Annotated in this window: 9 protein-coding genes and 2 pseudogenes; 1 reads left to right on the top strand and 10 read right to left on the bottom strand. The window is 70.9% G+C overall.

The window, feature by feature from the left end; genetic code table 11:
* Positions 1-471: 471 nt before the first annotated feature.
* The 10 genes and pseudogenes from ACZ5RK_RS11935 to ACZ5RK_RS11890 form a co-directional block, all read right to left on the bottom strand.
* A pseudogene (locus tag ACZ5RK_RS11935) lies at positions 472-900 on the bottom strand (IS200/IS605 family accessory protein TnpB-related protein); the annotation flags it as partial.
* Positions 878-1527 (bottom strand): annotated as a pseudogene (locus tag ACZ5RK_RS11930) (IS607 family transposase). The pseudogenes ACZ5RK_RS11930 and ACZ5RK_RS11935, both read right to left, overlap by 23 nt.
* Before the next feature lie 61 nt (positions 1528-1588).
* On the bottom strand, positions 1589-2380 hold the full coding sequence (locus ACZ5RK_RS11925) for a YmdB family metallophosphoesterase (protein WP_464910206.1): 792 nt from the start codon (positions 2378-2380) through the stop codon (positions 1589-1591).
* Positions 2377-3189, bottom strand: coding sequence for a carbohydrate ABC transporter permease (locus ACZ5RK_RS11920; protein WP_464910205.1), 813 nt, complete (start codon positions 3187-3189; stop codon positions 2377-2379). Before ACZ5RK_RS11920 ends, ACZ5RK_RS11925 begins: the two co-directional genes overlap by 4 nt.
* Entirely contained in the window at positions 3182-4096 is a 915-nt protein-coding gene (locus ACZ5RK_RS11915; RefSeq protein ID WP_464910204.1) for a carbohydrate ABC transporter permease, read from the bottom strand. Before ACZ5RK_RS11915 ends, ACZ5RK_RS11920 begins: the two co-directional genes overlap by 8 nt.
* Complete coding sequence (locus ACZ5RK_RS11910) at positions 4084-5352, bottom strand: ABC transporter substrate-binding protein (RefSeq protein WP_464910203.1); 1269 nt, start codon at positions 5350-5352, stop codon at positions 4084-4086. The genes ACZ5RK_RS11915 and ACZ5RK_RS11910 overlap by 13 nt, the downstream gene beginning before the upstream one ends.
* 37 nt (positions 5353-5389) lie before the next feature.
* Positions 5390-6319 (bottom strand): ABC transporter ATP-binding protein, encoded by a 930-nt coding sequence (locus ACZ5RK_RS11905; protein ID WP_464910202.1) that lies wholly within the window; start codon positions 6317-6319, stop codon positions 5390-5392.
* Positions 6313-7776 (bottom strand): ABC transporter permease family protein, encoded by a 1464-nt coding sequence (locus ACZ5RK_RS11900; protein ID WP_464910201.1) that lies wholly within the window; start codon positions 7774-7776, stop codon positions 6313-6315. The genes ACZ5RK_RS11905 and ACZ5RK_RS11900 overlap by 7 nt, the downstream gene beginning before the upstream one ends.
* A complete protein-coding gene (locus tag ACZ5RK_RS11895) occupies positions 7773-8723 on the bottom strand; it encodes an extracellular solute-binding protein (RefSeq protein WP_464910200.1) in 951 nt (316 codons plus the stop codon). Before ACZ5RK_RS11895 ends, ACZ5RK_RS11900 begins: the two co-directional genes overlap by 4 nt.
* A 54-nt stretch (positions 8724-8777) precedes the next feature.
* On the bottom strand, positions 8778-10595 hold the full coding sequence (locus ACZ5RK_RS11890) for a polyphosphate kinase (protein ID WP_464910199.1): 1818 nt from the start codon (positions 10593-10595) through the stop codon (positions 8778-8780).
* A gap of 12 nt (positions 10596-10607) precedes the next feature.
* Between ACZ5RK_RS11890 and ACZ5RK_RS11885 the strand changes: the two genes are divergently transcribed.
* Positions 10608-12125: a Ppx/GppA family phosphatase gene (locus ACZ5RK_RS11885; protein ID WP_464910198.1), complete on the top strand. Its 1518-nt coding sequence runs from the start codon at positions 10608-10610 to the stop codon at positions 12123-12125.
* Position 12126 lies beyond the last annotated feature (1 nt).

Genomic DNA, 12126 nt, shown 5'->3' with positions numbered 1-12126 from the left:
CGGGGGATTATAGCCCCCACACCCCCTCTTCTCTCTAACGCCCGTGGGTTTCTGTTTCGGGTTTACAGAGCGCTCTTCCGCACGTAGACCACCGTGATCCCCCACACCCGTCGCGGGAGGACGGACCATCCCGGAGGGGCCAGTCCTCGGATGAAGCGGGGGTCGTGGGCGAAGAGCGGGCGCCACCCCCGAGGTGCCGTCAGGGGAGAGGAAGGGGCGGTAGTTCTGGGTCAGGAAGCTCCCCAAAAGTGTAGAGTTTCCCGATGCTCGTCCGGGTGGGGTAGGCCTCGGGCCGAAGGCTCCCCTCGGGGCGGCGATGGCGGTGGTGAGGAAGAGTTGCTCAGGGGTATCTCGGGCGATGTAGACGCTCCCGGTTTCCGAGCAGAGGCCGGAGATTCCCGTACTGGTGCCCCTGGTCAGGTAAAGTGCCCACCAGGACACCTTACCTGCCCAGGTTCCCTGACTTCCCTGGCCTCCCTTGGAGGCGTCCCCCCGGGAGTAGAGGTGGCCCTGGCGGGCCTCGCACCACTCCCGTTTGAGGAGTTCCCGGCGTTTGCCGGAGAGGTGTCTTCCCTTGAGCTGTTCAAACCGCTTCTTCCCCCCGAAGACCACTTTGTGGGGATCTACACCCCGCTCCCTGGCCGACTCTATGAGGGCTTGGGCCCTCAGGACGATGTCGTCGGCGTAGCGGGTGTTCAGGCGGAAGAGGGTGCAGAGGGGGCCGTCCTGGCGCTTGAGCTCTTCCCGGGACCGGCCCTCCAGAAGACGGTTGAAGGCGAAGCGTTCGGCGGCCGAGCCCCGGCGCATGAGGTCCAGGGTGTCCCGCCTGTCCTTCTCCGTGGGGAAGGCCAGCCTGGCGTGGACGCCCTGGAAGTGGCTAGGGGTTCTGTGTTTGAGCATCCTTCCGCCCCTTACGGGAGCGCGAGCCCCGCTTCCCGTAGATCCGCGCCGCGAAGCTGGAGACGATGGCCACCAGGTCCTCGGCCAGCTCCTCATGTGCCTCCCGACTCTCCTTCCCGTTCAGGACCACCAGCTCCACGCCAAAGGCCTCCAGGAAGCGGCGGATGTACCCCAGGCCGAACCGCGCCAGGCGGTCCTCGTACTCCACCACCACCCGGTCCAGCTCCCCCTTCTTGGCCCGGTTCAGGAGCTTGGCGAGGCCCCGCCGGTTCTCGTTTACCCCGCTGGCGACTTCGGCGACGGCCTCGAACTCCCAACCCCGCTCCCTGGCAAAGGCTTCCAGCCGAGCGATCTGGTTTCTGAGAAAAGCTTCCTGCTTTTTGGTGCTCACTCGGGCGTAGGTCACGCGAAGCGTATCTTGTGCACGGTACAGGGTCTGGGTTTTTCCGAAGGGGCTCCGACCCCCAAGGAAAGCAGCCGTTCTGTCTCTTCCTTCCGGTACCGCCTGGGGCCGCCCGGTGTGCGGACGGGGTGGAGAAGGCCCTGCTTCTCCCACTTTTACAGGGTGTTGCGATGCAGACCGTAACGCTCCCGGATCTGGTATGCCGTAAGGAGAAGCGGAGTCATCCAGAAGGTAGTGTAACCTGGAGTTTGCTACTTTTTTCAACTGTTTGTACCTCCCGGGAGCTTAGATGACCTCCGAAGCGTGGAGGAGGCTCTCGGCCCGGTTCCCCCTGAGCTCCAGGAAGACGTAGGAGAGGCGCAGGGGGCCCTCGGCGTAGGCCAGGGCCCTGCCCCTGGGGAGGAGGCGTCTGCGGAGGGCTTCCACCAGGAAGGCGGGATCGTAGCCCTGCATCCCCCCGTCCGCCCCCACCATGCCTACGTCGGAAACGTAGGCCGTCCCCCCGGGGAGGATGCGGGCGTCGGCGGTGGCCACGTGGGTGTGGGTGCCGAGCAGGGCGGCGATCCGGCCGTCAAAGGCGAAGGCCGTCCCCATCTTCTCAAAAACGGACTCGGAGTGAAAGTCCACCAGCACGGCGTCCCAGCCCTCTTCCCGGTCCAGGACCGCCTCCAGGGCCTCCAGCGGATCCCCCGCGTGGGGGAGGGCGCTCCTCCCGGCCAGGTTGACCACGAGGAGCCGGTGGCCTCCCTTCCTCAGGAGGAGGCTCCCCCGGCCGGGGGCGTAAGGGGAGTAGTTCAGGGGGCGGAGGACCCGGGGGTGGGCCAGCACCTCTTCCAGGTTCTCGGGATCGAAGGAGTGGTTCCCCCCCGTGACCGCGTCCACCCCCAGGCGGAAGAGCCGCTCTAGGGAGGGGAGGGTCATCCCCGCCTTCCCCGCCTCGGGGCGGGTGAGGTCCAGGTTTTCCCCGTTGGCCAGCACGAAGTCGGGCCTCATGCGCTCCCGCAGGGCGGGGAGTTCCCGCTCCAGGGCCTCGAGTCCGGGTTCGCCCACGATGTCCCCAAAGAAGAGCACCTTCATCCGCGCACGCCTCCTTCCATGAGGGTTTCCAGGATGGACCTGCGGAACAGGGCGTAAAGGGCAAAGGCGGGAAGGGTGGCCAGCACCGAGGCGGCCATGAGGGGCCCCCAGGCGTTGGACCCCTCCCCGCCCGCGAACCGCTGTACCGCCACGGTGAGGACGTACATGTCGGGGTGGTTGGCCACCAGGGCGGGCCAGACAAACTGGTTCCAGGCCCCGATGAAGAGGGCGATGCCCAGGGCCGTCAGGGTGGGGAGGCTGGCGGGGGCGAGAATCCGGAAAAGGACCTGCCGGGGGGTGGCCCCGTCTACCAGGGCCGCCTCCAGCACCTCCCGGGGGAAGGTGAGGAAGTGCTGCCGCAGGAGGAAGGTGGCGTACCCCGCGGTGAGCATGGGCAGGATGAGCCCCGGGAAGGTGTTGAGGAGGCCAAGGCGGGCCACCAGGAGGTAGTTGGGAAGATAGGTGACCACGAAGGGCACCAGGATGCTTCCCACGAAGAGGCCCCAGAGCAGGCCCTTCAGGGGGAAGCGCCGGAAGGCGAAGGTGTAGGCAGCCAGGAGGGCCAAGAGGAGCTGCCCCAGGGTAGCCCCCAGGGCGAAGACCATGGTGTTGAGGGCGTACCGCCCCATGGGGAGCTTTTCCAGGACCACCCGGTAGTTGTCCAGGGTGAAGGGGGGAGAAAAGGGAAGAGGGGAGGCGAAGACGCGCTCGGGCGGGGTCAGGCTTAGCCCTATCTGGTAAACGAAGGGCAGGAGCATGAGGAGGCTGGCCAGGCCGAGGAGGGCGTGGGCCAGGGCCTGCCTAACCATGGGCCACCCTCCTTTCCAGGAGCCAGAGCTGGCCCAGGATAAGGGCCCCGAGCCCAAGGGTGAGGAGGGTGGCCTGGGCCGCGGCCACCCCGATGCGGAAAAAGCGGAAGGCCTCCTGGTAGACGGCGTACATGAGGTGGTTGGTGTGGCCGAAAGGCCCTCCCTGGGTCATCACCTCCACGGGCACGAAGGCGTACTCCAGGGCGCTGGCCATGGCGCTGAGGAAGAGGAAGAGGAGGACGGGGCCCAGCAGGGGGAGGAGGACAAAGCGCAGGAGGGAGAGCCCCGCCGCCCCGTCCACCCGGGCGGCCTCGAGGACCTCCCTGGGCAGGGACCGGAGGGCCGCCAGGGCGATGAGGTAGTGGAACCCCAGGAACTTCCAGTTGGCCACCAGGGCCACCGCGGGCAGGGCGGTGCGGGGGTCCGCCAGGAGCGGGGGGGCCTCCCAGCCGAGGGCCCGGAAGAGGTGGGCCAGGGGCCCCGCCGCCGGGAGGTAGAGGTAGAGCCAGACCAGGCTCGCCACCGAGACGGCGGCCACCGTGGGGGCAAAGAGGAGGCTTTGGTACACCTCGGGCCAGCGTCCCCGGACCTGGAGGGTGAGGAGGGCGAGGCCGAGGGGCAGGAGGAAGTTGCCCACCAGGGCCAGCCCCGTGTAGGCCAGGGACTGGCGGAGGACCTGGCCAAGGAGGGGGTCAGCCAGGAGGGCCCTGTAGTTTTCCAGGCCCACAAAGGAGGCCTCGGGCCGGACCAGGTTCCAGTCCAGCAGGCTGAGCCCGAGGTTGGCGAGGAGGGGAAAGTAGACGAAGAGGCCGAGGAGGAGAAGGGCGGGTGCCAAGTAGAGGAAGGCCTCCCGCCCTTGCCCCAAGGCGGCTTTGGGAGAGAGGCGGGCCTGCCCTACTCGCTGCACCGCTCGCCCCCGATGAGGCGGTTGATCTCCTGGGCGGCCTCCTTCAGGGCGCTCTCCGCCGTGGCCTGGCCGCTCAAGGCCTTTTGCGTGGCCCGGAAAAGGGCTTGGCTGGCGGCCAGGCCGTTCTTACCCGGGAAGCTGGTCCAGGGGATGGTGAAGGGGAGCTGCCGAATCGCCACCCTCTGGATGGGGTTCTGTTCCACGAAGTCCTTTAGATACCGGGGGTCCTGGGTGAGGCCCGGGAGGAGGGGGACGTAGCCCGTCCCCTTGGTCCAGAGGGTGAACCCCTCGGGGGAGGTGAGGAACTGGATCAGCTTCCAGGAAGCCTCCTGGTGCCTGGGATCCCTGGAGAAGACGGCGAGGACATTGCCCCCTCCCGGGAGGGCAGGCCTCTTGGCCCCGAAGGTGGGGAAGGGGGCCCCCCGGAGCTCAAACCGCCCCCTGGTCTGCTCCTGGAGGCCTGCCCGTCGGGCGATGGTGGTCATGAAGGCCGCCACCTCCCCCGCCAGGAAGGCCTGCTCCCCCTGCTGCAGGGGCACCCCCAGGGCTAGGCCCTCCCGTACCAGGCCGGCCCACGTGGATAAGGCCTCCGCCGCCTCGGGGGCGTCCACCCCCGTGCGGTAGAAGCCCCCCTCGCAGCGCAGAAGGCTCCCGCCGTTGGAGCGGATGAGGGCCTCCACGGCCCAGTTGTCGTCCAGAAGGATGAGGTATAGGCCGTACTTGCCGGTTCTGGCCTTGATCTGCCGGGCGGCCCGGCGCCAGCCTTCCCAGGTGGCCGGGGGTCGGTCGGGGTCCAGGCCCGCCCGGCGGAAGAGGTCCGCGTTGTAGTAGGTGACGATGTTGGAGAGGGAGTAGGGCACCCCCACCATCCGCCCCTTGGCCATCCCCAGGGCGCGGATGTTGGGGGCGTAGCCCCCGAGGAGGCGTCCGGCGGTGTACTTGCGGTCCAGCTCGTCGGCCGGGACGAAGGGGAGGTTTTCGGCCACGTACCGGGTGTAGAGGTACCCGATCTGGGCCACATCGGGCGGGTTGCCCGCCGCCAGGGCCGCTTGGAGGTTCTGGAGAAGCCCGGTGTAGGCGTTGGGCTGGTAGCGTTCCTCCACCCTGATGCCCGGGTTGCGGCGCTCGAACTCCCGGAGGAGCTGCCTCAGGGCGGGGAGCCCGAAGGCCTCCGTGTTGATGTGCCAGTACTGGAGGGTAAGCTCCTGGGCCGAGGCCGGGGCCGCCAGCAGGAGCGCCAAGAGCAAGCGCTTCACCTCAGATCACCCCCGAGGCCAGGCTAAGCCCCTCCCGTCAGGCCAGAGTCAGGGCCCCGTCCGCCTTGGAGAAGCGCCGGGGCCTAAGCAGGGCCAGCCCCACCTCCTCTCCCGGCCAGGCCTCCAGGCGCACCCAGGCCTCCCCTTGGGGCAGGCGGACCCGGCAGAGCACCTCTCCCCGCACCTCCCGCCTCTCCAGGACGGTGGCGGGGAGGGGGCCCCCCAGGGCCACCTCCTCGTAGCGGAAGGCGAGGAGGGCCTCCCCTTCGGGGAGGAGGTTGGCCCGGCCGAAGGCCAGGAAGCCGGGGAGGGAGCGGGGGTTCTCGTAGAGCATCCGGGGAGGCCCCACCTCCAGGAGCCGCCCTCCCGCCATCACCCCCACCCGGTCTCCCAGGATCATGGCCTCCTCGGGGTCGTGGGTCACGTGCAGGGCCGTGGCCCCGGCCGCCTTGAGGAGGGCCCGCACCTCGAGGCGAAGCCCCTCCCGGAGCACGGGGTCCAGGGCGCTGTAGGGCTCGTCCAGGAGGACCACCTGGGGTCTGCGGGCCAAGGCCCTGGCCAGGGCCACCCTTTGGCGCTGCCCGCCGGAAAGCTGGTGGGGTTTCCGCCCCTCCAGGCCTCCGAGGCCCACCCGTTCCAGGAGGGCCAGGGCCTCCTTGCGGTCGGGCCTGGGCATCACCAGGAGGAGGTGCTCCAAGGCGGTGAGGTGGGGCCACAGGCCCAGGTCCTGGAAGACGTAGGCCACCTGCCTCCGCTCGGGGGGAAGCCGGGTCACCTCCCGGCCGGCGAGAAAGACCCGGCCCCTGTCGGGCAGGAGAAGGCCCGCCACCAGGTTGAGGAGGGTGCTCTTGCCGCTCCCCGAGGCCCCGAGGAGGACCAGGACCTCCCCCGGGGCCACCTCCAGGTCCACGCCGAAGACCCCCGTCCCGGGGGCGAAGGCCTTGGTTAGCCCTTCCAGCCTCACCATCGCCTGCCTCCCGGGGTGAGGAGGGCCACGGTGGAGAGGAGGGCGAGAAGGAGCCCCACCGCCGCCGCCTCCCGGTAAAGCCCCCCGTTCAGGGCCCCGAGCACCGCCACCCCCACGGTCTCCGCCCCCGGGGCGTAGAGCAGGGCGGAGAGGGTGATCTCCGAGAGGGCCAGGGGGAAGACCAAGGCGAAGGCCCCTTGCGCCTGGGGCAGGAGGAGGGGGTAGCCCACCCGGAGCCAGGCCCTGGGGAAGGGGAGGCCGTGAACCCGGGCCGCGGCCACGCCGGACTCCACCCGGACCCCGGCCTCCAGGGAGCGCAGGGCCAGGCTCGCAAAGTGGAGGAGGTAGGCCAGGAGGAGGAGCCAGACGGTGGCGTAGAGGGGGGTGGGGGCCAGGAGGAGGATGAGCCCGAGGCCGAGGAGGGTCCCGGGGAGGGTGTAGTGCAGGTCCAGGAAGGCCCGCGCCCGGGCCAGGACCCCCGGGAAGGGGCGGAGGAGGAGGGCCAGGAGGAGGAGGGAGGAGGCGGCCCCTAGGGCCAGGAGGAGGGAGTTGGCCAGCCCCCTTCGCACCAGGGGAAGCTCCAGGGCCGCGCCGAAGGCGGGCTCCAGGGCCCCGGTGTAGGGGTTCAGGAGGGCTTCCCGGAGGAGGCCCCAGGAGGTGAGGGCCAAGGCCAGGAGGGCGTAGAGGGCGAAGCCCAGGCGGGGAAGGGGCCTCGGGGCGGGGCTTGCCTCCGGGGCGGCCTCCAGCAGGGGCCTGGGCCTGAGGAGGAGGGCGGGCAGGGCCAGGAGTCCCAGGACCAGGCCCAGGGCGGCGGCCTCCCCGAGGGGGTCCCGGCTGAGGGGGCTGGTGAGGCGGGCGTAGGCCAGGGTGGGCAGGGTGTAGACCCGCTCGGGCAGGCCCAAGACGGCGGGGACGCCGAAGTTGCCCAGAAGGGCCAGGTAGACCAGACCCCCAGCCGAGAGGAGGCCGGGGAGAAGGGGAGGGAGGAGGGCCCGAAGCCGCTTCCCCCCCACCACCCCGTGGGCCCGGGCCGCCCGGAGGAGGGGGGTGAGGGGTTCCAGGGAGGGGCGGAGAAGGACGTAGGCCATGGGGGCGTAGTGGAGGACCCAGGCCAGGAGGATGCCCTTCGCCCCGTAAAGCCCTACCCCCAGGGACTGGAAGGTGAAGAGGAGGCCCATCCCGGTGACGAAGGGCGGGATGTAGAAGGAGAGGAGGAGGAGGGCCTCGAGGCCCCGCCCCACCCCGCCCAGGAAGCCCAGAAAGGCCAGGAGGAGGCCCGCCCCCAGGACGAGCAGGGCCCCCAGGCCGGCCAGGAGGAGGCTCCCGAGGATCACGTCCCGGACCGCCAGGGCCTCCTCCAGGTGCGCCGCTCCCCTCAGGGCGAGGGCGAGGAAGGGGAGGAAGAGGAGGCTTAGGGGGAGGACGCCCAGCCCCGCAAGGGCCCTTCCCGGGTTCATCGCCTCAGGCCGAAGAGGGCGTTGAAGCGCTCCAGGGTGGCGGCGTCGGCAAAGCGGGCCCTGAGGCCCACCACCCGCTCCGGGGCCCCCTTGGGCCTGGGCGCGTCCGGCATCACCGGGTAGTAGCCCCGCTCGGCGAAGATCCGCTGTCCCTCGGGGGAGAGGAGGAAGCCGAGGAAGCGCACAGCCAGCTCGGGGTTCTTGCCCCAGGTGGGAACGGCCACCGGGGTGGGGACCAGGATGGCCCCGTCCTTGGGGTAGACCACCTCCAAGGGGGCTCCCTTAGCCACCTCCTGCCGGAGGCCGAAGTCGGTGGTGAGGGCGATTCCGTACTCCCCCCGGGCGAGCTTCTGCTGGAGCACCGGGTTAGACTGCTCCACCCGGAGGCCGTTCGCCTTGAGCCCCCCAAAGAAGCCCAGCCCGTAGCGGGCCGAGAGGGTGCCCAGGGTGGCCAGGGCGGCCCCGGAGAAGTTGGGGTCGGGCATGGCCACGAGGCCCCGGCACTCGGGCCTGAGGAGGTCCTGCCAGGTTGCGGGGGGCCTGGCCACCCGGTTCCGGTTTATCCCGAGGGCGTTGTAGAGGAGGCGGACCTCGTAGTAGAGCCCGCCTCCCGGGGCGTGCTGGGCGGGATAGCCCGGCGTGGTGAGGGGTACCCGCCGAAGGAGGCCCCGGGCGGGCAGGAGGACGGGGTGGAAGACCAGGGCCCGCACGGCCTGGCGGAGGCGGCCCTCCCCCTCCAGGGCCAAGGCGGCGAGGAGGCCCACCAGGACGGAGAGGGGCACGGTGAGGAGGGTGTAGAGAAGGGTTACGCGGAGGGCGTTCCCGTTCTCCGGGATGAGGAGCCGGGGGAGGGCGGGGAAGCCCTCCACGAGGATCCTGAGGGCGGGAAGGTAGGTGAAGGCCAGGAGGAAAAGGCCGGTGGGGAGGAGAAAGGCCCAGGCGCGCACGCCTCCTGCATACGGCCCCGGTGTCAGGGGACGGTCATCCCCCCTGAGGCGGCCTCACCGGCACCCCTGCCCGTCCTTCCCCTGGTCCCAGAGGGGCTCGGCCCCTTCGGGGGTCAGGAGGAAGGCGTTCCGCCCGTCCCGGAGTTGTCGCTTCAGCACCCGCAGGGTCTTCCCCCTGGCCTCCTCGTCCAGCAGGGGGAAGAGGAGCTCAAAACGGTCTTGGAAGTTCCGGGGCATGGCGTCGGCGCTGGTGAGGTAGACCCGCCACCTCCCCCCGTTCCGGAAGGCCGCCACCCGGGCGTGCTCCAGGAAGCGGCCCACCAGGCTCCTCACCCGGAAGCGGGGGTGCAGGAGGGTGAGGGTGCTCCGGACCAGGAGGTCCACCCGGGCCCCCTTCTCCGCCGCCCGGGCCAGGGCCTCCAGCACCCCAGGGTCCGTGAGGTGGTTGAACTTGAGGAGGATCCGTCCCTCGGGGTGGGCCTCGTTTTCTATGGCCTCCAGGAGGAGGCGCCGGATGGCCTCCCCGGTGGCCAGGAGGTGGAGCCTGGGGGCCTCTCCCCGGGCCATGGCCTGGAAGAAGGCCAGGAGATCCCGAACCACCTCCTCCCGGGCGGTGAAGAGGGAGAAGTCGGTGTACTGGCGGCCGTTTTGCGGGTTGTAGTTGCCCGTGCCCAGGTGGGCGTACCCCCCTTCCCGGGTGAGGAGGAGGAGGGCCTTGGCGTGCACCTTGCGCTCGGGGAGGGGCAGGACCCTCACCCCGGCCCGGAGGAAGCGCAGGTACCAGGAGAGGTTCAAGAGCTCGTCAAAGCGGGCCCGGCCCTCCAGGAGGACGTGGACCTTCCTGCCCAGGCGGGCGGCCTCGAGGAGGGCCTCCGCCAGGGCGTTTTCCTCCCCGATGCGGTAGAGGGTGGCCCAGATCTCCTCCGCCTCCAGGGCCATCTGGGCGAAGCGCTCCACGGCCCCGTAGTCCTCGCAGGGGTGGTAGAGGAGGAGGTCCTTCCTCTTGAGGCGATGCAGGGGGTTCTTGAGGAAGGCCTTGGGCCGGGAGGGGCGCAGAGGGGGGAAGCGCCACTCGGGGGGCCCCTCGGCCACCAGGCGCTCCACCAGGGCCAGGTTCAGGGGCGGGGGAAGGGTGAGGGCCTCCTCCTCCCCCAGGCCCAGGGCCTCCCGGAGGCGGCGGAGCCAGGCCTGGGGAAAGCCCCGCTCCGCCACCAGGAGGGTAGGGGTCCCCTCCTGGCGGGCCTCGAGGCTCTCCGCCAGCTCGTCCCAGTCCGCCCGGGCCCGCTCGCTCTCCAAGAGCCTCAGAACCCGAAACTCGTAGAGGGGGGCGGGCTTTGGCAGGAAGAGGTCGCTCCGCGCCCGCATGAGGGCCCCCAGGCGCACGTAGGTGCCCTCCCGCCCCGGCACGGGCAGGAGGCGGGGAAGCTCCTGGGGCAGGCGCACCAGGTGGTCCTCCGAGGCGAAGTAAAGGGCCCCGTGGCTGAGGTCGGCGGCCACCTCCCAGGGGATGAGGTCGGTCTTGGGAGCCACCACCTCTGCCAGGTAGACCCGGAAGTAGAGCCAGTCCAGCTCGTCCAGCTTCTCGGGGGGCAGGACCTCGAGGCGGGGCGAGGCCTCTTCCAATAGGGCCTCGTAGCGCTCCTGGGCCAGGAGGGCCTGGGCCTTGGCCTCGGCCAGGAGGGCCCGGTGCTCGGGGCTTCCCCGGGCCTTCAGGAAGGGCTTGGCGATGCGGGCGGCGAAGAACTCGTCCAGGTTTCGGTTCCAGATGGCGAGGAAGCGCATCCTCTCCAGGAGGGGGAAGTCCGGCCGGGTGCTCTGGAGGAGGACCCGGCGGTTAAACTGGAGCCAGCTCTGCTCGGGAGGGAGGCGCATTTGCTCAAGGATATGCCGGGGGAAAGTCAGGGGACGGTCAGGACCCTGGGGGTCCTGGACCTGGGCTCGGGCACCTTCCGCCTGGTGCTCTACGGGTACGAGCCGGGGCGCTCCTTCCGGATTCTGGACGAGCTCCGCGAGCCTGTGGCCCTGGGGGAGGGACTGGCCCGGGGCCGCATCGCCGAGGCCGCCCTGGAGCGGGGGAGGAAAGCCCTTAGGGCCTTCGCCGACTTCCTGCGGGCCGTGGCCCCCGAGGAGGTGGTGGTCCTGGCCACCAGCGCGGTGAGGGATGCGGACAACGGCCGGTTGGTGGCGGAGGAGGCCTCCCGCCTGGGCCTGGCTCCCCGCGTGCTTCCCGGGGAGGAGGAGGCGCGCCTCGGGGTCCTGGCCGTGGCCAACGCCCTCCCCCTGGGGGAGGCCCTGGTGGTGGACCAGGGGGGCGGGAGCGCCCAGGTCTCCCTCATGGCGGGACGCCGCTTCCTCTGGGGCCGGGCCCTTCCCTTGGGGGCCCTCCGGCTCACCGAGGGCTTCCTGGTCTCCGACCCCCCGGGCAGGGAGGAGGTCCGGGCCCTGGAGCGGGCCGTGGAAGGGTACCTGAGGGCCCTCTCCCTGGAAAGGGGGCTTCCCCTGGTGGGCCTCGGGGGGAACCTGCGGGCCGTGGCCCGCCTCCACCAGAGGCGCCGCGGGTACCCCTTGGACCTGCTCCACGGCTACTACCTGCCCAGGGAGGCGGTGGAGGAGCTGGCCGGGGACCTCCTCCGCCTTCCCCAGAGGGCGAGGCAGGAGCTTCCGGGCCTGCAGCCCGACCGGGCCCGCACCCTTCCCGCCACCCTGGCCTTCCTCCGGGCCCTCCTCCGCCATCTCCGGGCCCCCGGGCTCTGGGTGAGCGGGGTGGGCCTCCGCGAGGGGGTCCTCCTCACCCGCCTCCTCCCCGAGCCCCACCTCCTCCAGGACCCCAGGGCCTTCGCCGTGGAGAACCTGTTCCTCCGCTACCCCTTTTCCCAGGCCCACCGCGACCGGGTTAAGGCCCTGGCCCAGGCGCTCTTCCGGGGCCTTTCCCCCCTCCACCGCTACGGGGCGGAGGAGGAAAGGCTCCTCCTGGAGGCCGCCCACCTCCACGACATCGGCATGCACATCGGCTACCACGAGCACCACAAGCACGGGGCCTACCTGGTCCTCTCCGAGGCCCTCTTCGGCTTCTCCCACCGGGAACAGGCCCTTCTCGCCCTCCTGGTGCGCTACCACCGCCGGGGAAACCCCGAGGCGGGCCCCTTCCGGGCCCTCTTCCAGAGGGGGGACGGCAAGCGCCTGAAGCGCCTCTCCGCCCTCTTGCGCCTGGCCGAGATGCTGGAGCGCACCCGCTCGGGGCGGGTGCGGGGGGTACGGGTGGAGGTGGGGGAGCGGGTGAGGCTCCTCCTGGAGGCGGAGGCCGATCCCTGGGCCGAGCGCCTGGAGGCGGAGAAGCAGGCAGGGCTCTTCCAGGAGGCCTTCGGGCGGCCCCTGGAGGTGGCCTGGGCCGGGGTAGAATGAA

The organism is Thermus kawarayensis JCM 12314, from assembly GCF_055393575.1.
The sequence above is the reverse complement of the archived record's forward strand: the minus strand, read 5'-3'. Positions and strand labels throughout refer to the sequence as shown.